General features: G+C 39.3%; 21 protein-coding genes. 18 read left to right on the forward strand and 3 right to left on the reverse strand.

Annotated elements, in window-relative coordinates:
• The first annotated feature begins 63 nt into the window (after positions 1 to 63).
• From purC to purD, 9 genes are all read left to right on the forward strand, one after another.
• A complete protein-coding gene (gene purC, locus FCI53_RS08525) occupies positions 64 to 777 on the forward strand; it encodes a phosphoribosylaminoimidazolesuccinocarboxamide synthase (RefSeq protein ID WP_138417822.1) in 714 nt (237 codons plus the stop codon).
• Positions 774 to 1025, forward strand: a complete 252-nt coding sequence (gene purS, locus FCI53_RS08530) for a phosphoribosylformylglycinamidine synthase subunit PurS (RefSeq protein WP_138417824.1) — start codon at positions 774 to 776, stop codon at positions 1023 to 1025. Before purC ends, purS begins: the two co-directional genes overlap by 4 nt.
• The gene (gene purQ, locus FCI53_RS08535) at positions 1022 to 1708 is read left to right on the forward strand and encodes a phosphoribosylformylglycinamidine synthase subunit PurQ (RefSeq protein WP_138417826.1); all 687 of its coding nucleotides are present in this window, start codon (positions 1022 to 1024) and stop codon (positions 1706 to 1708) included. Before purS ends, purQ begins: the two co-directional genes overlap by 4 nt.
• The gene (gene purL / locus FCI53_RS08540; protein ID WP_138417828.1) at positions 1692 to 3917 is read left to right on the forward strand and encodes a phosphoribosylformylglycinamidine synthase subunit PurL; all 2226 of its coding nucleotides are present in this window, start codon (positions 1692 to 1694) and stop codon (positions 3915 to 3917) included. The genes purQ and purL overlap by 17 nt, the downstream gene beginning before the upstream one ends.
• Complete coding sequence (purF, locus tag FCI53_RS08545; RefSeq protein ID WP_138417830.1) at positions 3893 to 5308, forward strand: amidophosphoribosyltransferase; 1416 nt, start codon at positions 3893 to 3895, stop codon at positions 5306 to 5308. The genes purL and purF overlap by 25 nt, the downstream gene beginning before the upstream one ends.
• A 15-nt stretch (positions 5309 to 5323) precedes the next feature.
• Positions 5324 to 6349: a phosphoribosylformylglycinamidine cyclo-ligase gene (purM, locus tag FCI53_RS08550; protein WP_138417832.1), complete on the forward strand. Its 1026-nt coding sequence runs from the start codon at positions 5324 to 5326 to the stop codon at positions 6347 to 6349.
• Positions 6346 to 6966: a phosphoribosylglycinamide formyltransferase gene (purN, locus tag FCI53_RS08555; protein ID WP_138417834.1), complete on the forward strand. Its 621-nt coding sequence runs from the start codon at positions 6346 to 6348 to the stop codon at positions 6964 to 6966. The genes purM and purN overlap by 4 nt, the downstream gene beginning before the upstream one ends.
• The gene (purH, locus tag FCI53_RS08560) at positions 6944 to 8476 is read left to right on the forward strand and encodes a bifunctional phosphoribosylaminoimidazolecarboxamide formyltransferase/IMP cyclohydrolase (RefSeq protein WP_138417836.1); all 1533 of its coding nucleotides are present in this window, start codon (positions 6944 to 6946) and stop codon (positions 8474 to 8476) included. Before purN ends, purH begins: the two co-directional genes overlap by 23 nt.
• A gap of 166 nt (positions 8477 to 8642) precedes the next feature.
• Positions 8643 to 9914, forward strand: a complete 1272-nt coding sequence (gene purD / locus FCI53_RS08565) for a phosphoribosylamine--glycine ligase (protein WP_138417838.1) — start codon at positions 8643 to 8645, stop codon at positions 9912 to 9914.
• Positions 9915 to 10031: 117 nt separating this feature from the next.
• Here purD and FCI53_RS21390 read toward each other — a convergent pair whose 3' ends face one another.
• Positions 10032 to 10205, reverse strand: a complete 174-nt coding sequence (locus tag FCI53_RS21390; protein ID WP_171038112.1) for a hypothetical protein — start codon at positions 10203 to 10205, stop codon at positions 10032 to 10034.
• A 138-nt stretch (positions 10206 to 10343) separates the two neighbouring features.
• Entirely contained in the window at positions 10344 to 11582 is a 1239-nt protein-coding gene (locus tag FCI53_RS08570; protein ID WP_171038113.1) for a helix-turn-helix domain-containing protein, read from the reverse strand.
• Between the two features lie 203 nt (positions 11583 to 11785).
• Here FCI53_RS08570 and FCI53_RS08575 point away from each other — a divergent pair, with 203 nt between their 5' ends.
• From FCI53_RS08575 to modB, 4 genes are all read left to right on the forward strand, one after another.
• Positions 11786 to 12004, forward strand: a complete 219-nt coding sequence (locus FCI53_RS08575; protein ID WP_138417842.1) for a hypothetical protein — start codon at positions 11786 to 11788, stop codon at positions 12002 to 12004.
• Positions 12005 to 12364: 360 nt separating this feature from the next.
• Complete coding sequence (moaA, locus tag FCI53_RS08580) at positions 12365 to 13381, forward strand: GTP 3',8-cyclase MoaA (protein WP_138417844.1); 1017 nt, start codon at positions 12365 to 12367, stop codon at positions 13379 to 13381.
• A gap of 124 nt (positions 13382 to 13505) precedes the next feature.
• Positions 13506 to 14309 (forward strand): molybdate ABC transporter substrate-binding protein, encoded by an 804-nt coding sequence (modA, locus tag FCI53_RS08585; protein ID WP_246050054.1) that lies wholly within the window; start codon positions 13506 to 13508, stop codon positions 14307 to 14309.
• On the forward strand, positions 14306 to 14965 hold the full coding sequence (gene modB, locus FCI53_RS08590; RefSeq protein ID WP_138417846.1) for a molybdate ABC transporter permease subunit: 660 nt from the start codon (positions 14306 to 14308) through the stop codon (positions 14963 to 14965). Before modA ends, modB begins: the two co-directional genes overlap by 4 nt.
• 589 nt (positions 14966 to 15554) lie before the next feature.
• Here the strand turns inward: modB and FCI53_RS08595 are convergent.
• Positions 15555 to 15869, reverse strand: a complete 315-nt coding sequence (locus FCI53_RS08595) for a YgaP family membrane protein (protein WP_246050055.1) — start codon at positions 15867 to 15869, stop codon at positions 15555 to 15557.
• Between the two features lie 148 nt (positions 15870 to 16017).
• Here FCI53_RS08595 and FCI53_RS08600 point away from each other — a divergent pair, with 148 nt between their 5' ends.
• The 5 genes from FCI53_RS08600 to pcrB all read left to right on the forward strand — a co-directional run bounded on the left by FCI53_RS08600 (position 16018) and on the right by pcrB (position 21699).
• Complete coding sequence (locus FCI53_RS08600) at positions 16018 to 17760, forward strand: adenine deaminase C-terminal domain-containing protein (RefSeq protein ID WP_138417850.1); 1743 nt, start codon at positions 16018 to 16020, stop codon at positions 17758 to 17760.
• Between the two features lie 54 nt (positions 17761 to 17814).
• On the forward strand, positions 17815 to 18891 hold the full coding sequence (locus tag FCI53_RS08605; RefSeq protein ID WP_246050056.1) for a DUF3048 domain-containing protein: 1077 nt from the start codon (positions 17815 to 17817) through the stop codon (positions 18889 to 18891).
• 25 nt (positions 18892 to 18916) lie between these two features.
• Positions 18917 to 19219 carry a YerC/YecD family TrpR-related protein gene (locus FCI53_RS08610; protein WP_138417852.1) on the forward strand — a complete coding sequence of 101 codons (303 nt, stop codon included), beginning with the start codon at positions 18917 to 18919 and terminating at the stop codon, positions 19217 to 19219.
• Between the two features lie 71 nt (positions 19220 to 19290).
• The gene (locus FCI53_RS08615) at positions 19291 to 20280 is read left to right on the forward strand and encodes a Gfo/Idh/MocA family protein (protein ID WP_138417854.1); all 990 of its coding nucleotides are present in this window, start codon (positions 19291 to 19293) and stop codon (positions 20278 to 20280) included.
• A 732-nt stretch (positions 20281 to 21012) separates the two neighbouring features.
• Positions 21013 to 21699: a heptaprenylglyceryl phosphate synthase gene (gene pcrB / locus FCI53_RS08620; RefSeq protein WP_138417856.1), complete on the forward strand. Its 687-nt coding sequence runs from the start codon at positions 21013 to 21015 to the stop codon at positions 21697 to 21699.
• Positions 21700 to 21715 lie beyond the last annotated feature (16 nt).

The raw sequence follows: 21715 nt of genomic DNA on the forward strand, positions 1-21715 counted from the left end.
GATCGTTAAAATAGCGAAAAATAAGCCTAAGTTCTAAATAAAATCCGAGGGGATGGGGTTAAGATGAAGGGCGATTTATTATACGAAGGCAAAGCCAAGAAAGTATTTAAGGTTGAAAATAATGATACACATCTGATTCTTTCCTATAAAAATGATGCAACAGCATTTAATGGAGAGAAAAAAGCTAGTTTCCAAGGCAAGGGAAGGTACAATAACTTAATATCTTCCAAAGTATTTGAGTATTTACATGGCAAAGGGGTAACGAGTCATTTTGAGCGATGCTTGAATGACACAGAACAGCTTGTGCAACGAACAACCATTATACCATTGGAAGTGGTTGTTCGTAATATCGCTGCTGGTAGTATTACGAGACGGTTAGACTTCGAAGAGAAAACACCATTTAATCCGCCGTTAGTCGAGTTGTTTTACAAAAACGATGAACTTGGCGATCCATTGATTAATGATGATCATGCATTAAGGTTAACGGATATAACGGAACAAGAATTGCAACAAGTGAAAAAAGATGCTCTAGCGGTTAACCAACACTTGCAGACATTTTTTAAAGAAGTGGGTCTCGCAATTGCTGATTTTAAATTAGAGTTTGGTCGAAATGTGGATGGTGCGATTGTACTGTCTGATGAAGTGTCACCTGATACATGCAGACTTTGGGATATCACAACTGGTGAGAAAATGGATAAAGATGTCTTCCGTGAGGGCACTGGTGATCTATTGCAAGTGTACGATAACATACTTAAACGACTGGAGGCGGCAAAATGAAAAAAGTAAACATTCATATCACATTAAAAGAAGGGGTTCTGGATCCACAAGGAAAAGCAGTACAGGACTCACTAAATACACTAGGGTATCAGGAAGTGAAAGGTGTACGAGTTGGGAAATTTATGGAGCTAGAAGTGGAAGATGGTGTCGATGTAGACAAACAAGTGTCAGAAATATGTGAAAAATTACTTGCGAATCCAGTTATTGAAGATTATGAGTACAAGGTTGTAGAGGAGGTCATCCAGTGAGGTTTGCTGTCATTGTTTTTCCGGGTTCGAATTGTGATCGCGACATGTACCATGCTGCCAAAGATGCTTTAGGAGAAGAAGCGGAATTGGTTTGGTATCAATCTGATGAGAATCTAGCAGACTATGATGCTATTTTACTTCCAGGTGGGTTTTCGTATGGGGATTATTTACGTTCAGGAGCGATTGCTTCCACTTCTTCCATTGTAACGGAAATTAAACAGCAAGCGGCACTTGGAAAGCCAATCCTTGGTGTTTGTAATGGATTTCAAGTTTTGCTGGAATCGGGATTACTACCAGGAGCGATGTTGCGAAATAAGCGATTAAAATTTATGTGTCACTTTGAAGAATTAGTTGTCCAAAATAACGAAACAATCTTTACAACTAGCTATCAGAAACACGAACGTATTTCATTACCAATTGCGCATGGCGAAGGGAATTATTATTGTGATCCAGCTACACAACAACAGTTAGAAGCCAACGGGCAAATTGTGTTCACCTATGGGGAAAACCCGAATGGTTCTGTTGCGGATATTGCAGGAATTATTAATGAACAAGGAAATGTGCTTGGGATGATGCCGCATCCAGAACGCGCGGTGGAAGAACTATTAGGAAGTGCTGATGGCCTAAAACTATTTCAATCAATCTTGCATAATTGGAGGGAATCACATGTTACAAGCGCCTGAAATGACCCCGGAAGTAGTCGAGCAAGAGAAATTATATCGTGAAATGGGTTTAACAGATGAAGAATATCAGTTGATTCAGCAGATCATGAAGCGAAAACCAAACTTTACGGAGACAGGTATTTTTTCAGTCATGTGGTCTGAGCATTGTAGCTATAAAACCTCCAAGCCATTATTGAAAAAATTCCCTACAGAAGCTTCCCATGTCGTGCAGGGACCAGGGGAAGGGGCAGGTGTCATCGATATTGGCGAAGGAAAAGCAGTTGTATTTAAAATTGAAAGTCACAATCACCCGTCAGCGGTGGAACCCTACCAAGGTGCGGCGACAGGTGTAGGAGGTATTATTCGCGATGTCTTTTCGATGGGGGCAAGACCAATTGCACTATTAAATTCACTTCGTTTTGGTAATTTGTCGTCCAATCGTGTCAAATACCTATTTGAAGAAGTAGTGAATGGTATTGCTGGCTATGGCAACTGTGTTGGGGTACCAACAGTTGGTGGGGAAGTGCAGTTTGACAATTGCTATGATGGCAATCCACTCGTCAATGCGATGTGTGTCGGCTTGATTGATCAAAAAGATATCCAAAAAGGAATTGCAGCTGGTGTCGGTAATACCGTGATTTATGCTGGTGCAGCAACAGGTAGAGATGGGATTCATGGGGCAACCTTCGCATCGGAAGATTTGTCGGAAGAATCAGAAAGTAAGCGGTCATCTGTTCAAGTTGGCGATCCATTTATGGAAAAATTGTTAATCGAAGCTTGTTTAGAAGTGATTCATTCCGATGCCTTAGTTGGGATTCAAGATATGGGGGCTGCTGGTCTTACGTCATCAGCCAGTGAAATGGCAAGTAAAGCCGGAACTGGTATGGAAATGAATTTAGATTTAATCCCACAACGGGAACAAGACATGACACCTTATGAAATGATGCTGTCCGAATCACAAGAACGTATGCTTTTAGTTGTGAAAAAAGGTCAAGAACAAGAAATTATTGATGTGTTCACAAAATACGGATTAGAGGCGGTTGCTGTCGGTCATGTCACAGAGGATAAGCAGTTCAGATTGTTGCACAAGGGAGAAGTTGCAGCAGATATCCCTGTCGATTCACTAGCAGAAGATGCACCAATTTTCCATAAGTCTTCGAAGAAACCTGCCTATATAACAGGATTTGAACAAATGGACACCTACATTCCAGAAGTACAGGATCATGGGGAAACGTTAAAAACGTTATTACAACAGCCAACGATTGCAAGCAAAGAATGGGTATACGATCAATATGATTCGATGGTGCAGACAAACACAGTACTTGCTCCAGGTTCTGATGCTGCAGTCTTGCGAGTAAGAGGAATGGATAAAGCAATTGCGATGACGACGGATTGTAATTCTCGCTATATTTACTTAGAACCAGAAACGGGTGGGAAGATTGCTGTTGCAGAAGCAGCCCGAAATATTGTTTGTGCAGGCGGAAAGCCAATGGCACTAACGGATGGGTTGAATTTTGGTAATCCTGACAAGCCAGAAAACTTTTGGCAAATGGAAAAAAGTGTCGATGGTATGAGTGAAGCAAGCTTGAAACTAAATACACCGGTGATTAGTGGTAATGTGTCGCTTTACAATGAAACAAACGGGCAAGCGATATTCCCGACACCGGTAGTAGGGATGGTTGGCTTAATCGAATCGTTAGAGCATATTACCCCATCCTTTTTCCAACAAGAAGGTGACGCGGTTTATGTCATTGGGGATGCTGAACAAGAGTTTGCTGGTTCAGAGTTACAAAATGTGTTGGAAACTAACTATTTTGGAAAAGCACCTAAGATTGATCTTGACGTAGAAACCCTGCGCCAACGTCAATTGTTAGAGGCGATCCAAACAGGACTAGTGGAATCAGCGCATGATATTGCAGAAGGTGGATTAGCTGTAGCATTAGCGGAAAGTCTATTTGATCAAACATTAGGCTGTGAAGTAACACTTGATGGCGACTTAACAACTGCTTTATTTAGTGAAACACAATCTCGCTTTTTAGTATCGGTCAAACAAGAAAACAAACAAGCATTTGAACGTGTCGTGGAGGATGCGACGTATCTTGGTGACGTAACAAATAATGCCAAACTCCAAGTGATTTCAAAAGGGAAGCTAGCAATCAGTGAATCTGTTGAAAACCTAAAAGCATTATGGAAAGGAGCTATACCATGCATGCTGAAATCAAAGGGCTAAATGAAGAATGTGGTGTGTTCGCTATCTGGGGTCATGAAAATGCAGCAGAACTGACTTATTATGGATTGCACGCCCTGCAACATCGCGGTCAAGAAGGTGCAGGGATTGTCACGAGTGATGGGGATACGTTGCATTTGCACAAAGGAAACGGCTTAATTAATGATGTTTTTAAACAGGAAGGGTTTAGTCGTTTAGCAGGGACTGCAGCACTTGGACATGTTCGTTATGCCACACAGGGTGGTGGCGGCTATGAAAATGTCCAGCCCTTAGTATTTCGTTCGCAAAAAGATAGTATGGCATTAGCGCATAACGGAAACTTGGTGAATGCGCATGCGTTGAAAAATCAACTAGAAGCACAAGGGAGTATTTTACAAACTTCTTCGGATACGGAAGTGTTAGCTCATTTGATAAAGCGTAGTGGCCACTTGCCGATGGAAGATGCGATCGCAAATGCATTAGGAATGATCAAGGGTGCTTATGCATTTTCAATATTAACAGAAAATCAGTTGTTTGTTGCCTTAGATCCACGTGGACTTAGACCACTTTCAATTGGCATGCTAGGTGGCGCATATGTGGTTTCCTCGGAAACTTGTGCGTTAGATATAATCGGTGCTACCTATATTCGAGAAGTACATCCTGGTGAACTGCTAACGATTGATGATAATGGCATGACAACCAAACGGTTTGCTTCCCCACTAAAACGAACCTTGTGTTCGATGGAGTATGTTTACTTCTCAAGACCTGATAGTGATTTAAATGGTATCAATGTTCACGCATCACGAAAAACGATGGGGAAGCAATTAGCGGCTGAATCACCAGTGGAAGCTGACGTCGTTACAGGCGTGCCAGATTCAAGTATATCGGCGGCGATAGGTTTTTCGGAAGCAACGGGTATTCCATATGAATTAGGCTTAATTAAAAACCGCTATGTTGGTCGTACGTTTATTCAGCCATCCCAAGAACTAAGGGAACAAGGGGTTAAAATGAAGTTATCGGCTGTCCGCGGTATTGTGGCTGGCAAACGGGTCGTCATGGTAGATGATTCGATTGTACGTGGAACGACATCGAAACGGATTGTACGGCTTTTAAAAGAAGCTGGAGCAACTGAAGTCCATGTTCGGATTGCTTCTCCACCAATTCATAACCCTTGTTATTATGGAATTGATACGTCCAATAAAGGGGAACTTATCGCTTCTACTACGAATTCGATTGAAGAAATTAGAGAACTGATTGGCGCAGATAGTCTAGAGTATTTAACAACGGATGGTTTGGAGAAATCAATTGTGCAAGATAAAGATTCCGTGGAGCACGGTATTTGTAATGCTTGCTTTACCGGGAATTATCCGACCGAAATCTATCCTGAAACGTTGTTGCCAGTATATAAAGGTTAATAAAGGGGCGGTCACATGAGTGAAATGTATAAGCAAGCAGGTGTCGATGTAGAAGCAGGTTACAAGGCAGTCGATTTAATGAAAAAACATATCCAAAAAACGAATCGTCCTGAAGTATTAGGAGGTTTAGGTGCTTTTGGTGGATTATTTGAATTGACGTCGTTTACTTCTTATCAACAACCAGTTTTAGTTTCTGGCACCGATGGAGTTGGGACAAAGCTTAAGCTGGCTTTTGAAATGGATCAACATGATACGGTTGGAATTGATTTAGTTGCAATGTGTGTGAATGACATTATAGCTCAAGGTGCAGATCCATTATTTTTTCTAGATTACATCGCATGTGGGAATAACCAACCAGAAAAAATCGAACAGATTGTAAAAGGAATTGCGAATGGTTGTGCAGAAAGTGGCAGTGCGTTAATTGGGGGAGAAACAGCAGAAATGCCTGGGATGTATCAAGCAGGTGAATATGATTTAGCGGGCTTTGTCGTTGGGATTGCCGATAAAGAACAACTAATTACTGGTTCAACCATTGAGCCAGGTGATAAAATTATCGGACTAGCATCAAGTGGCGTCCATTCCAACGGCTTTTCGCTCGTGCGAAAAATTATCGATGAGGAGCAATTAGGTTTAACCGCGGACTATGAATCCTTGGATCAATCACTTGGCCAAGTGTTGCTAACACCGACACGCATTTATGCCAAAGCCATTCAGCAACTCAAACAGGACTTAACGATTAAAGGAATTAGCCATATTACCGGTGGTGGGTTCTATGAAAATATTCCGCGTGCTTTACCAGCAGGATACGGTGCAAGGATTGATACAGGTAGCTGGAATGTTCCTGCGATATTCTCCTTTTTACAAAAACATGCTGATCTATCATTTGCGGACATGTGTGGCGTGTTCAACATGGGGGTTGGCATGGCGATAATTGTTTCGCCACATGAAGTGGATATGGCATTGCAACTGCTTGGCGATATCGACGAACAAGCATCTGTCATTGGTGAAGTCGTGGAAGGTAATGGAGTGGATTTAGTATGAGCAGACGAATAGCGGTGTTTGCTTCAGGAACGGGAAGCAACTTTGATGCTATAATGAAAGCTGTGGAAGCGGATCGGTTAGATTGTGAGGTTGCTTTACTTATCTGCGACCGACCAGGCGCTAAAGTAATCGAAAAAGCCCGGACTTATGGAGTAACAACTTTTGTATTTGATCCAAAAAACTATCCATCGAAAGCAGATTTTGAACAAGAAATCGTAACAGAATTAAAAAAAGTAGAGGTGGAATGGTTGGTATTGGCTGGTTATATGCGTTTGATCGGTCTGACATTATTACATGCCTATCCTTCTAATATCATTAATATTCACCCATCTTTACTACCTGCCTTCCCTGGTAAAGATGCGATTGGTCAAGCCTTTGAAGCGGGTGTGAAAGTAACAGGTGTTACGATTCATTATGTGGATGAAGGAATGGATACTGGTAAAATTATTGAACAGGAAGCCTTATATGTAGAAGAAGGGGAAAGCCGTGATTCCTTGCAACAACGAATCCAAGCAATCGAACATAAACTTTATCCAGCAACGATCCAAACTATATTGAATTTAGGGGATAAGAGACGAGAAAGGGGAACCAAACATGAAGAAAAGAGCACTACTTAGCGTATCAGACAAAACAAATCTAGTAGAATTCGCCCAAGGATTAGACAAACTAGGGTATGAACTGATCTCTACCGGTGGCACCTTAAAAAAATTACAAGAAGCAGGACTGCCAGCACTTCCAGTTTCAGCTGTAACAAATTTTGAAGAAATTTTGGATGGCCGTGTCAAAACCTTACATCCTTTCATCCATGCGGGGTTACTAGCGAGACGTGACGATGAGTCCCATCAGCAGCAATTACTAGATCGGGATATTTCTCCAATTGATGTTGTTGTTGTTAATCTTTATCCATTTAAGGAAACGATTGAAAAGCAAGGAGTTACCGAGGAAGATGCAATCGAAAACATTGATATCGGAGGACCAACGATGCTTCGTGCTGCATCGAAGAATTTCCGTGATGTAACGGTTGTTGTCGATCCTAGTGATTATGACGACGTACTTGCCCAACTGCAAAGTGAAACGCCATCTGTTGCGTATCGAAAACAATTAGCAGCTAAGGTATTTAGACATACAGCAAATTATGATGCGATGATTGCAGGCTATTTTACGGAGATCACCGAACAACAAGATCCTGAAACCTATACGGTTACATATGAAAAAGTACAATCCCTACGTTATGGGGAAAACCCTCACCAGCAAGCAGCCTTTTATAAAGAGCCAACTGTTAAAGGTGCATCGATCGCGAATGCAAAGCAGCTTCATGGTAAGGAATTATCTTATAATAATATCCAAGATGCCAATGCAGCCTTGGAAATTGTGTTGGAATATCAACAACCAGCAGCAATTGCTGTAAAACATATGAACCCATGTGGTGTCGGAATCGGAGAAACGATTTCTCAGGCATATGCAAAAGCTTATGATGCTGACCCAGTATCCATTTTCGGTGGGATTGTAGCGCTAAATAGACAAGTAGATGAGGAAACTGCTAATCAATTAAAAGACATCTTTCTAGAAATTATTATTGCGCCATCCTTTACTGAAAAGGCGTTGGAATTATTAACAGTTAAAAAGAATATTAGATTGTTAGAAATTCCAATGGAAGAAACGAATACGAATCCTAAAAAAGTCGTTAGTGTTGTGGGAGGTTTACTCGTTCAGGACCGTGATCAAGGATCTGTAACAAAAGAAGACCTCACCTGCCCAACAGATCGACAACCAAGTGAGCAAGAGTTAGAAGAATTATTGTTTTCTTGGAAAGTAGTGAAGCACGTTAAATCCAATGCGATCGTTGTAGCAAAAGGGGATCAAACAATTGGCGTTGGTGCTGGACAAATGAATCGTGTCGGTGCAGCGAAAATTGCTTTAGAACAAGCTGGTGAAAAAGCAAAAGGTGCTGTTATGGCTTCTGATGCCTTTTTCCCAATGCCGGATACTGTGGAAACTGCGGCTCAGGCTGGAGTGACAGCAATCATTCAACCAGGTGGGTCTAAGCGTGACCAGGATTCGATTGATGCTTGTAATCAACATGGTATTGCAATGGTATTCACTAGCATGCGTCACTTTAAGCACTAAGTTCATGAATTTAAGAAAAATCGTGTTGTTTTATACACGTAAAGGCCAAGAAGTTATTTTGACGTACTAAAATTATCAGGTGCTAAGTATGAGTGCAACGAAGCCTCTGCCTGCACCTTAAACTTGGCACTTGCCAAGTTTTGTTTAAAATCAAGGGGGGAGAACGATGGACGTGTTAGTCGTTGGTGGCGGTGGTCGCGAACATAGCCTTGTTAAAAAATTAGCAGAAAGTGAACAGGTAGCAACGATTTATGCTGCGCCAGGAAACGCGGGGGTGGAGACTTTAGCGACATGTGTAGGAATAAAAGACGATGAGATTGATGCTTTAGTTGCTTTTGCCCAAGACCATAAGATTGATTGGACAATTGTTGGTCCGGAAGTTCCGCTTAACGCTGGAATCGTCGATGCTTTCCAACAAGTGGGCCTAAATGTGTTTGGCCCAACTAAGCAAGCGGCCTTGATTGAAGGTAGTAAAGATTTTGCGAAATCATTTATGAAAAAATATGCTATTCCTACCGCTGATTATCAAACATTTACGAATGCGTCAGAGGCGAAGCAGTATATTGAAGCCAAAGGTGCACCGATTGTTGTCAAAGCAGATGGCTTAGCTGCAGGCAAGGGGGTGGTTGTCGCACAAACAGTGATAGAAGCACTTGATGCAGTTGATCAGATGCTCGTGGGTAATCAATTTGGTGATGCAGGTAGTCGTGTTGTGATTGAAGAGTTTTTGGACGGAAATGAGTTTTCGTTGATGGCTTTTGTTGATGGCGAACATGTTTATCCGATGTTGCCTGCCCGCGATCATAAGCGAGCGTTTGATGGTGACAAGGGACCTAATACTGGTGGCATGGGGGCTTACTGTCCTGTGCCAGACTTACAAGCGCAAGAGATTGAATTTGCAGTGGAGCATATTCTTCATCCTACTGCAAAAGGCATGGTAGAAGAAGGTCGTTCGTTTACTGGGATTTTATATGCTGGTTTAATCGAAACGCCTCAAGGTCCAAAGGTTATTGAGTTCAATGCTAGGTTTGGTGACCCAGAAACACAAGTTGTTCTCCCGCTCTTAAAAAATGATTTGCTACAGGTTATTACCGATGTAACAAGTGGAAAAGATCCAGCGTTAGAATGGAAAGATGCTTATTGTATCGGAACCGTTGTTGCTTCGAAAGGTTACCCTGGTAAGTACCAAAAACAAGTTCCTTTACCACGATTGGAAGAGAGTGATGATTGCTTTGTAATTCATGCGGGGACAGGTAGCGATCCAAGTGGTGCTTATTGTGCCACTGGAGGAAGAGTCTTATTAGTAGGGTCCCTACAAGCAAGTCAACGCCAGGCACAACAAGCAGTCTATGAGTATTTACGTATATTTGATGAAAATGATGATTTTTTCTATCGTAGTGATATTGGGTTTAATCAAAAACAGGTGATAGATTCATAAAATAACAAAACGCGTGGTTGCTGAAGGGGGCAATCACGCGTTTTGTTATTTGCAGTGCGCTTAAGGAAAAGAAACAACGACTTAATAATCGCTGTTCCAATAATAATTATTATTCATTTATAAATCGTCCGGATGTTCTGATCCATTACTAGAAGCTTCGCTTACTAACGAATATTCTTGGTAAATGCTATCTGGGTACTCTGATTCGTTACTAACCTGTTCAGAAAAGGTGTTATGGACCATTCCAATGCTTAAAATACAAATGATTAAAATACTTAAGAGTTTTTTCATTGTGTATTCCTCCTTATTTTACCCCTGTACACCCATCCGTAAGAACTCCCTGCGTCAAAACAGAAGTTTAAAGGGGAGTAAACTTTCTTCATCCGAATTGGTTCAGGCTAATAGAACAAAAATGCCCGCTGAGTGAAGTTATAATGTATCAGTAACCATCTTATAGAATTGTGCAGATAGCTTGTACAATCGATTTTTATAGTAAACATCACCTAAGATCTTTAATAAATTTCTATATTCTAACAGTTCTCCTAATTCCTTGAAGTAAGATAATACTTCATTTTGCAATTTCTCTAATACTGATTGATCGAAATTGCATCCGTCCAACCTATAATTTAAAACATAGAATTTGTATTCAAATTTCTTGTTTTGATGCTCAATAGCTAACAAATAACCTTTGTTAGCCAATGTTTTTGCCTTTTCGTTGTTTCCTTTATACATATAGATCAATGATTTAAGATGAATCGTATTTATACTCAATGCTTCGTTTTCTTTTAGTTTGATAGATTTATCAGCGTAACGAAGCGCACTTTCGTATTCTTCTAAATTCATATGGATATAGGATAAATTATGATACGCGCCGGCGAGTTCTTTAGGTGATTTTTCAGTCCCAAGCGATAGCATTCTTTCCATGTAATAGACAGCTTTCTCATAATCTCCTAACAAATTAAAATTAATTCCTAATATCATACAGCAATCAGATACACGATTATAATCGAATGATTTCTGGTATATTTCTAAAGCTTTATTTGCATATATAATAGAATTAGCTAGCTTATTTAAACGACTGTATATAATAGAAGTATAATAATCTAATTCTGGGTCAACGGTGTGTAGATTTTCATTAATGGAGTCAACGATGTCAAGTTGTTCTAAGGCTTCATTCAAGCGACCTTTCTTATTTAAAAGCATTGCTGTGAATTTATGGTAATTATAACGTTGTTCTTCTGTAAAAAACTCACTAACATTTTCTAATTCTAGTAAAAACTCAGTTGCTTGATCTAATTTGTTTAAGTAAATAAAATATCGAAATGAAAACAGTTTATAAATCGTTTTTAATTCAGAATTATAATTATTTGACATACTTTTTGTAATTTCTTCGTAAAGCAAGTTACTTTCTTCTCTATTTTTTCTTTTTATATAGTCATACCATTTGTACATTTTTTGCTTCAATTTAGGGTCAAATTCGAATGTTTTAATAGACTCTTGACATATGTTTAGTCGTTGACTTAATAAGGTAAGGATTTCCTCGCTAGGAACAGTCGTTTCATTCTCTATTTTACTCAAATATGAAATAGAACAAATACCCTTTGCTAGTTGTTTTTGTGTAACACCTTTTTCTTGCCGGTGATACTTAATTAGACTTCCTCTGTTCATTCTATATGCCTCCATAAAATTAACGCGATTTTTGTGTTGGGAAATACATAAGGGTATTTATGAATTTAATTTGGTTTTTAATGGATACATTTCCCAACCTCTAACCTATAGCGTACAGTACTAGTTTAATGTATTTTGAATATAAAAATAAACAATTTTAACTATTAGTGTTTGAATAGTAATAAAGAAGGGAAATAACAAGTATGAATACAGATGCATCAAATAAAAAAGCGAATAACTTACGAGAAGGACTCACATTTCAATATGAGAAAATAAATGATGAACAATGGATACAAAACCAAATTTTAACGATGTGTAATAAAATAATAGCAAATCCTGATAAGTTTAGTAATCATATACAAAATGAAGCTAAAATGATAAAGAGACGATTAATGAAATCAAGCAAAAGCAAAAGCGGATGAACTAACGTTGGTATAACGCTAGGTAGTTTTATTTTAACGGCATATTTCCCCCTTATTGCAACAAATCCTACTACTTCATACCTCGTCAGGTTGGAGTCATCGAATAAGGTCAACAAAGCAGAATAAGTTACTTGAACCTGTGAGAAAAGGTAAGCGAAGTAGGACAAACTTCCCCCAACGCAATTCGAAACCAAGTTATACAAATATTTTGTTGCAGTTCTCGATATGTATAACAAAAAGTACAGTCTGGCCACAATCTCCTAGGCAATTCGTTTACTAGCCACACCTATTCACATAATGTAAGGTGGAGATAAATAGGATAGTTAAATACGAAAACTTTTTGTAGAGGAGAATTATTGCATGAAGGATAGTACGGTACAGGATCAGTTTGGACGACCACTTCGAGATTTGCGTATTTCAGTCATAGACCGCTGCAACTTCCGGTGTACCTATTGCATGCCAAAAGAGATTTTTGGTAAAGATTATCCGTTTTTACCTCAGGATCAACTTCTATCTTTTACAGAGATTGAAAGATTGGTTACTGTTTTTGCTGGGTTAGGTGTTAAGAAAATAAGATTAACTGGCGGAGAGCCGTTACTTAGGAAAGATTTAGATCAATTAATTAGGAAGATAAAAGGTATTACAGGCATAGAAGATATTGCGTTAACAACCAATGCCGTGCATCTCGTTAAACAAGCAAAAGCGTTAAAGCAAGCAGGGCTAGATCGTATAAATGTCAGTTTAGACGCGTTAGATGCTAAAACATTTCAAGCGATCAATGATCGAGGTGTCAAGCCGGACTGGGTTATAAAAGGGATTGATCAAGCACTGGAAGTAGGTTTGGACGTTAAAGTTAACATGGTCGTGAAAAAAGGAATGAATGACCATGAGATCCTACCGATGGCTCGTTATTTTAAAGAGCGTGGAATAGCATTACGATTTATTGAATTTATGGATGTTGGGCAATCAAATGGTTGGGACTTTTCTTCTGTGGTTACGAAAAAAGAAATCTATCAACAGTTAGCCTCCGAATTTGAGTTAGAGCCTGTGGAACGAGCGTATTTTGGGGAAGTTGCGAAACGTTATCGTTATAAAGGTACGAAGACAGAAGTTGGTTTTATTACTTCTGTTTCGGAATCATTTTGTTCAAGTTGCACACGGGCGCGGATTGCTGCTGATGGAAAATTTTTCACTTGTTTATTTGCAACAGATGGTTTTGACCTAAGAGAATTAGTTCGGACGGACCTTAGTGATGAACAGATAGAAGAGAAAATAACTTCTATTTGGGGGAACAGAACTGATCGCTATTCAGATGAACGCACAGAGGAATCGGTCAAAAATAGGGCTAAAATTGAAATGTCTTATATTGGAGGATAAGCATATATCGTATATCAATAGTTGGCAATCTTGTCAACTAATTTTGTACTGTTTTAAACGAGAACAAATGATAAAATAATACCATCACAACGATTTTATTAAGATTTTTAAAAGAGGAATGAACATGTTAAAGCGAAACATTAATAAATTATGCCTGTTTTTTACCGTGATGACTGTTTTATCAGCTTGTTCACCATCTCAGCCAAATGAGACTTCAAAAAATACACAATTAACTGTATCGGTAGCGGCGAGTATGGCAGATGCACTGGATGAAGTTGTGACAAAATTTGAAGAGGAACATCCCGATATCGACGTCTTACTCAATGTCGGTTCTTCAGGGGGGTTACAACAGCAAATTGCACAAGGGGCACCAGTTGATCTATTCCTGTCTGCTGCAAGTGACAAGATGGATGTTCTTCGCGAACAAGGGTTGCTTGATGAAAGGTATACAACTCCTTTAGTTACCAATCAAATTGTTTTAATTAGGTCAAGCGATGTTAAACAGCTTGTTGAAGGGTTTCGGCAACTCAACCAACCGGCAATTGAAAAAATTGCGATCGGTACTCCGGAAAGTGTTCCTGCTGGTATGTATGCGAAACAAACATTAGAGAGTAGGAATGTGTTTGAAGCGGTTGAAGAAAAAATAGTGTTTGGAAAAGATGTTACACAGGTTTTAACGTATGTGGAAACGGGGAATGTACAAGTTGGAATGGTTTATGCAACAGATGCTGTAAAGTCAGATAAGGTGGAAGTGGTGGGGATTGCAAATGAAATTGATCATGACAACATTCAATATCCGTTGGCAATCTTAAAAGATACCAAACATCCTCAACATGCCGTCAAGTTTTATCAATTTTTAACGAGTGAACAGGCTGTAGAGGTTTTCCAAACATATGGCTTTACCCCTATTGAGGTGGCTGAGTCATGACGGTACAAGCGTTTTGGCAACCGATTCAGCTGTCATTTCAAGTGACCAGCCTTGCCGTTACAATCGTGACTATTTTCGGTATTTTAATTGGGTGGTTCATGTCTAATCACCATTTTAAAGGAAAAACAGCAGTAGAAACGCTTATCTTGTTGCCTGTTGTACTACCGCCGACAGTCGTCGGTTTTTTATTGGTGGTGGTATTTGGTGGATCAAGTATCATTGGGCAGCTGATGGATTATTTTTTTAATCAATCCATTATGTTTACGATGGTAGCTGCTGTGATTGCAGCGGTGGTCGTTTCTTTTCCATTGATGTACCAATCTGTGAAAACGGGATTTGATACGGTAGATCAAGATGTAGAGAATGCAGGTCGTGTCGACGGAGCGAATGAATGGAAAGTTTTATGGTATATTACGTTACCGCTTTGCTATAAATCGATGATTACTGGTGTCGTGTTAAGCTTTGCAAGGGCGATTGGGGAGTTTGGGGCGACAATGATGTTTGCTGGGAATATACCAGGAAAAACACAAACAATTCCTACAGCTATTTATGTTGCGATGGAATCGAATCGTATGTCACTTGCCTGGGCATGGGTCATCGCCATTGTTGTGATATCCTACCTTGCATTGTTTTTGCTACGAAGATCATCGAAGTAGCCGTTTTTAAAGAAACTAGCTGATCTAAAAAAATATTGTTAATGCATGTAAACTGTATGCTGCGCAATAACGTGTACTGTTTTCGTGCTTAAGAGCAGATCCGGTTAACGATTAGCACGAAGTCGTGTACTGTTTTCGTGCTTAAGAGCAGATCCGGTTAACGATTAGCACGAAGTCGTGTACTGTTTTTATGCTTAAGAGCAGATCCGGGTAACGATTAGCACGAAATCGTGTACTGTTTTCATGCTTAAGAGCAGATCCAGGTAACGATTAGCACGAAATCGTGTACTGTTTTCGTGCTTAAGAGCAGATCCGGTTAACGATTAGCACGAAATCGTGTACTGTTTTCGTGCTTGAGAGCAGATCCAGGTAACGATTAGCACGAAATTAAGAGCAGATACAGGGGCTGAGACCTTGGCCCATACGAGACGAGTATTCTGTCGAGGCGAACTTATAGCGTTCTTTTCAATTAGCGTAAACAAAAGTTAAAGCTATTGCATAATAAAGCTATTGCGCATAATACAGCTACTCCGCATTAAAAAACGTGCCCTTGTTACAGTTTTTCCTGTAAAAGGCACGTTTACTTGAATTATTTAGTATAGTTTTCCATAAAATCATTTTGTAATTGCTCAATTTCTTGATCTTGAATGCTAGGAAATGTTTGCTTATTCGCGTTGTTGGTGGGTGCACTTGCTTGATTGTCCATCGATCTTTTCACAACATCTGTCACAGGACAATAGCGCACAATCCCTTCAGCCACCTTCAACGCAGCCATGATTAACATGAAAATTGAACCACCACGTTCAGGTCTGCGTATCATTCTGACGGTTGCAATTGCTACATACGTCAAGCCGCATGTGATGCGAAGTAGTGCATTAAGAATGCCAATGTTTTGTTTAATCAAAATTTTCTCAATCCTTTCGTTTTTTTTTAATGCATCGCGCTAAATCATGTGATAGTATAGAGAAAACTTAAGGTTTTTAGTTAGATAAAGTTACAAACTAAAAAGCAATTTAAACGTATAAAATCATAGACAAAAGAAGGTGACCTAAATGAACGATCATCTATATCGTTGGCGTAACCGAGAACTTAGGGAACATACAGCTGTTATAAATGGCACAATAGCACCAACAATTGTCATAAAGAATGCTACGTATTTAAATGTATTTTTAAAAAAATGGATGCAAGCAAATATTTGGATATACCAAGATCGTATTGTATATGTTGGTGAACGTTTACCAGATAACAATGCAAATACGGAGACGGTAGATGTAGAAGGTAAATTCGTTGTTCCAGGCTATATTGAACCACATGCACATCCATTTCAGTTATATAATCCCCATGAGTTGGCAAAATATGCAGCTCAAACTGGGACGACAACATTAATTAATGATAATTTAACGTGGATATTTCTAACTAATCAAAAGAAAGCGTTTACACTACTGGATGACTTTATGGAACTGCCTGTGTCCATGTATTGGTGGGCCAGGTTTGATTCGCAAACGAAATCAAACTATGAGCAGGAATACTTTGAGAATGGGGTCGTTCTTGATTGGTTAAATCACCCTGCTGTTGTTCAAGGTGGGGAGTTAACATCGTGGCCACAAGTATTACGAGGCGATGACCATGTGTTATATTGGATGCAAGAAACAAGACGTTTAGGAAAACCTGTAGAAGGTCACTTTCCAGGTGCTTCTGAAAAAACATTATTGAAAATGAAGTTACTTGGAACTAGTTCGGACCATGAAGCAATGACAGGGGAAGAAGTATACAAGCGTTTACTTATGGGGTATCAAGTTGGGTTAAGGTATTCTTCAATTCGACCTGATTTACCTAATATTTTAAAAGAGTTATTACAATTAGGTGTTGACCAATTTGATTCGATGATGTATACAACCGATGGTTCACCTCCTGCTTTTTATGAAGATGGGGTGATTAACCAATGTATCGCGATTGCGATCGAGCAAGGTGTGCCGATAATTGATGCCTATATGATGGCAAGTTACAATTCGGCTAAACATTTTAATATGCATGAGCGACTTGGTAGCATCGCGCCTGGTAGAGTAGCGCATTTGAATATATTAGAAGCACAAGATAATCCAATCCCAACTTCTGTGATCGCAAAAGGTAAATGGTTGCGTAAAGAAGGAACAACCATTGATCACAACAAAAACATAAATTGGCACCACTATGGCTTGAAAGAATTAAGGATTGATTGGCAATTACGAGAGGATGATTTACAGTTTTCCTCTCCATTAGGTATGGTGTTGGAAAACGATGTGATCACGAAACCATACGCGATTAATATTGATACAAACATAGAAGAATTGAGTCATTCACACGACGAGTCATTTTTAATGTTAATCGATCGCTATGGAGAATGGCGAGTGAACACCGTTATAAAAGGGTTTACTAGTCAATTAGGGGGATTGGTTAGTTCCTATTCCGGTACAGGTGACTTTATTTTTATTGGTAAATCTAAAACTGACTTAATGCTTGCTTTTAATAGGATGAAAGAAATAGGTGGCGGGATTGTCCTTGCTGACCAAGGGAAAATCGTGTTTGAGCTTCCATTAACATTAGCAGGAATGATGTATGATGGGAACATGCACGATCTAATTAAATTAGATAACCAATTCAGACAGGTGCTTCAAAAGTATGGCTTTAAATATAATGATCCACCATTTACTTTATTATTTTTATCGTCCATTCATTTGCCTTTTACTCGCATTACTCCACAGGGAATTGTAGATGTTAAGAAAAATGAGGTGCTATTTCCTGCTATAATGAGGTAATATTTGATATAATCGCAAAAAAGAGACAAATTTTGTAAAAGGTGTGTGGAGTAAGTGAATAAAAAGAACTGGTTAATAGGAGCTATTATAGTATTAACAATGGTACTTACCGCTTGTTCAAACGATGAACAAGTCACTGAAACAGAATCAGAACCAGAAACGGACGATGAACCAGTCTATGCAGTCGAGGAAGGGGAAACGGACCTTGATGAGGAAGACGAAGAGGAACCTACATTTGAATATGCCTTCCCTTATACAGGTGAAGGGACCAATGAAGAAATAACGAATCGGGCAGTGGCAGTCATGGTCAATAATCACCCAAAAGCAAGGCCGCAATCTGGGTTAACGAAAGCGGATATCGTTTTTGAGATTTTAGCGGAAGGCGATATCACGCGTTTGATGGCTTTTTTTCAAAGTGAGCAACCAGATATAGTTGGACCAGTACGAAGTGCACGACCATACTATTTTAATTTAGCAGATGATTATAATGCGCTCTATGTCTATCACGGTGCAGCGACATTTATCGAGAATATGTTACAAGCTGGGGCTGCTGATAATCTTAACGGGGCTTATTATGATAATGACCGAAACCTTTTTAAACGAGAAGATTTTCGAGTAGCGCCACATAACTCTTATCTTTTGTTTAATGCTGTTTACGATGTTGCATCCCAAAAAGGGTATGATGTAGAGGTAGAGCATAAACCTTTACCGTTTTTATCAACAGAAGAAATGGATTCCTTGGATGGTGAACAAGCAACTGAAATTAGCTATGCCTATGATACAACTCCTGTAAGATATGAATATAATTCAGAAACGGAGAAGTATAGTCGTTTCAATGGTGATGTTGAAACATTAGAATTGGCAGACGGGGAAGCAGTCCAACTGGATAATATCTTTTTCATTGAGGCACATCACCAGGTCATTGATGATGCTGGACGAAGAGAGGTTGATTTTCAATCAGGTGGAGATGCCTACCTTTTCCAAAAAGGTACCATGAAACAGCTACAATGGAAAAATGTGGATGGTCAAATCATACCTGTGGACGATGGCGAACCAGTTGGTTTAGTTCCCGGCCAAACATGGGTTAATGTTGTACCTAGTTCTGGATTAGCAGAGTTGTCGTTTCAATAGGATGGAATAAAGAGAGGTGAGTGACATGCAAATTGATAAACTACGTGGTGAGCAATTGGATCAACTATTTGAAGCGATCCTATCATTAAAAGACAAAGAAGAATGTTATCGATTTTTTGATGACATTGCCACAATAAGCGAAATACAATCACTTACCCAACGGTTACAAGTAGCAAAAATGCTTCGAGAAGGACATACGTATCAAGTGATTGTTAATGAATCGAATGCTTCAACAACGACGATTTCGCGAGTGAAAAGATGTCTTGATTATGGGAACGATGGCTATCAAATGGTACTTGATCGTGTGGAAGATAAACAATCGGAATAGAATCAAAGTAGGAGTCGATTTGCATCTTAGTAGCGATCGACTCTTATCGTGTTGAAAGGGGTATAATAAATATGGTGCGATTCGGATTTATAGGAACGAACTGGATTACGGATTCGTTCATTGATGCGGCACAACAAATAAATGAATTTAAAGCAACGGCTGTATATTCGCGGACAGAAGAAAAAGCAAATCAATTTGCTGATAAACGTGGTATCGCAGCTACATACACAAATTTAGAAACATTTGCAAATAGCGAGGAAATAGATGCTGTCTATATCGCTAGTCCTAATGCATTTCATGCGGAGCAAGCGATGCTCTGCATGAAGAGCGGGAAACATGTCATTGTAGAAAAAGCAATGGCTTCTAATGCAGCAGAAGTTAAAGAAATGATTCAAACAGCGAAAGAAAACAATGTTTTGCTAATGGAAGCGATAAAAACGACACATATGCCTAACTTTGAGGTGATTCGAGCTAACCTAGATAAAATTGGAACGGTGCGACGCTACTTTGCCAGTTACTGTCAATATTCATCTCGATATGATGCCTATAAACAAGGGACGGTACTTAATGCGTTTAAACCAGAGTTATCGAACGGCTCATTAATGGATATTGGAATATATTGTATCTTCCCAATGATTAGCTTATTTGGCAAACCTACCGATCTTAAAGCAAACAGCTATATGCTAGATTCAGGTGTTGATGGTCAAGGGAGTATTTTGTTTGACTATGCGGATCAAGGGATAAATGGCATGGTGATGTATTCGAAGATTTCCAATTCCTATGTTGCTTCAGAAATCCAAGGTGAAAAAGGAAGTATCATCATGGATAATATTAGTCAGCCGCAACACGTGGAAATAAAGTATAATGATGGAACAACGGAAAACTTATCACAAGAACAAAAAGCCAATACGATGTATTATGAAGCAAAACATTTTATCGAGCTAATTGAGAATAATAGAACAGAGTCAGATGTAAACACGTATAAAAATTCACTCATAACAGCAGAAGTGTTAGAAGAAGCTAGAAAACAGTTTGGATTAGTTTTCCCAGCAGATCAATGATTGTTGAAGACAAGAGGCTGTCCTTTTTAGAAGCTACCTTACTAGTTAGGTAGCTTCTTGTTTTTTATCTCTGCCCCGAAATGGAGCGGGATACAACGGATTTACTGTCCGAAACAGAGATGGTTGCGACATTTCGGTACAAAAAACGGATTTACTGTCCCAAACCGAAGCGAGATGCGACATTTCGGTACAATAAATGGATTTACTGTCCCGAACCGAAGCGAGATGCGACATTTCGGTACAAAAAAAGGATTTACTGTCCCGAACCGGAGCGAGATGCGACATTTTGGTACAAAAAACGGATTTACTGTCCCGAACCGAAGCGATTAGCGACATTTTGGTACAATAAATGGATTTACTGTCCCGAACCGGAGCGAGATGCGACATTTTGGTACAATAAACGGATTTACTGTCCCGAACCGGATCGATTAGCGGCATTTTGGTACAATAAACAGATTTACTGTGCCCCCACAAAACGTTCCCTTGATTTAAGTTTTTAGTGAATTGGAGTGCGTCTACACTCTTTTTCAATCACCTTTCGTGCTAATCGTCGTATACTTGTAGGCGAAAATGGGACGTTTTTCTATTAGCCCCCTATTCAATTCACTACCTGGTTTTTGGTATAATACAAAGTTGTATGCTTTAATAGGATAGGCCCGTTTTTAACACGAAAAAATAAATGTAAGTATAAACAGGAAAGCTAGAATGTAGCTGGATACAGGAGGACTGTTTGTGTATAACATGAGTGAGTGGGAACACGTGTTTAAATTAGATCCAAACAAAGAAATATCTGACGAAAATTTAGCAAAATTATGTGAGTCAGGGACTGATGCAATTATTGTTGGTGGTACAGATGGTGTTACGTTAGATAATGTACTTGGTTTGTTAAGCCGTATTAGACGTTTTACTGTTCCGTGTATTCTTGAGATCTCGAATATGGATGCCATTACACCAGGATTTGATTATTATTTTGTTCCATCTGTTTTAAATAGTAAAGATAAAAAATGGATGATCGATATTCAACATCAAGCCGTTAAAGATTTTGGTCATTTTATTGACTGGGAAGAGATTTTGACTGAAGGTTATTGTATTATGAATGAAGAAGCGAAAGCCTTTCAACAAACCGATTGTTACATACCTACAAACGAAGATGTGATCGCGTATGCACAAATGTCAGAACATATGTTTCGAATGCCGATTTTTTATTTGGAGTATAGCGGGACATATGGTGACCCTCAGCTCGTACAACAAGTAAACGAGCAATTATCTTCCACATTGTTTATTTACGGTGGTGGAATTACGACGCCAGAGCAAGCGAAAGAAATGGCAGCACGTGCCGATATTGTTGTTGTTGGTAATGTCATATACGATAATGTCAAACAAGCATTAAAAACTGTGCCAGCAGTGAAAGAAAAATAAGATAAGGGTGGTGTTC

The sequence above is a fragment of the Aquibacillus sediminis genome, from assembly GCF_005870085.1.
GTDB lineage: Bacteria > Bacillota > Bacilli > Bacillales > Amphibacillaceae > Aquibacillus_E > Aquibacillus_E sediminis.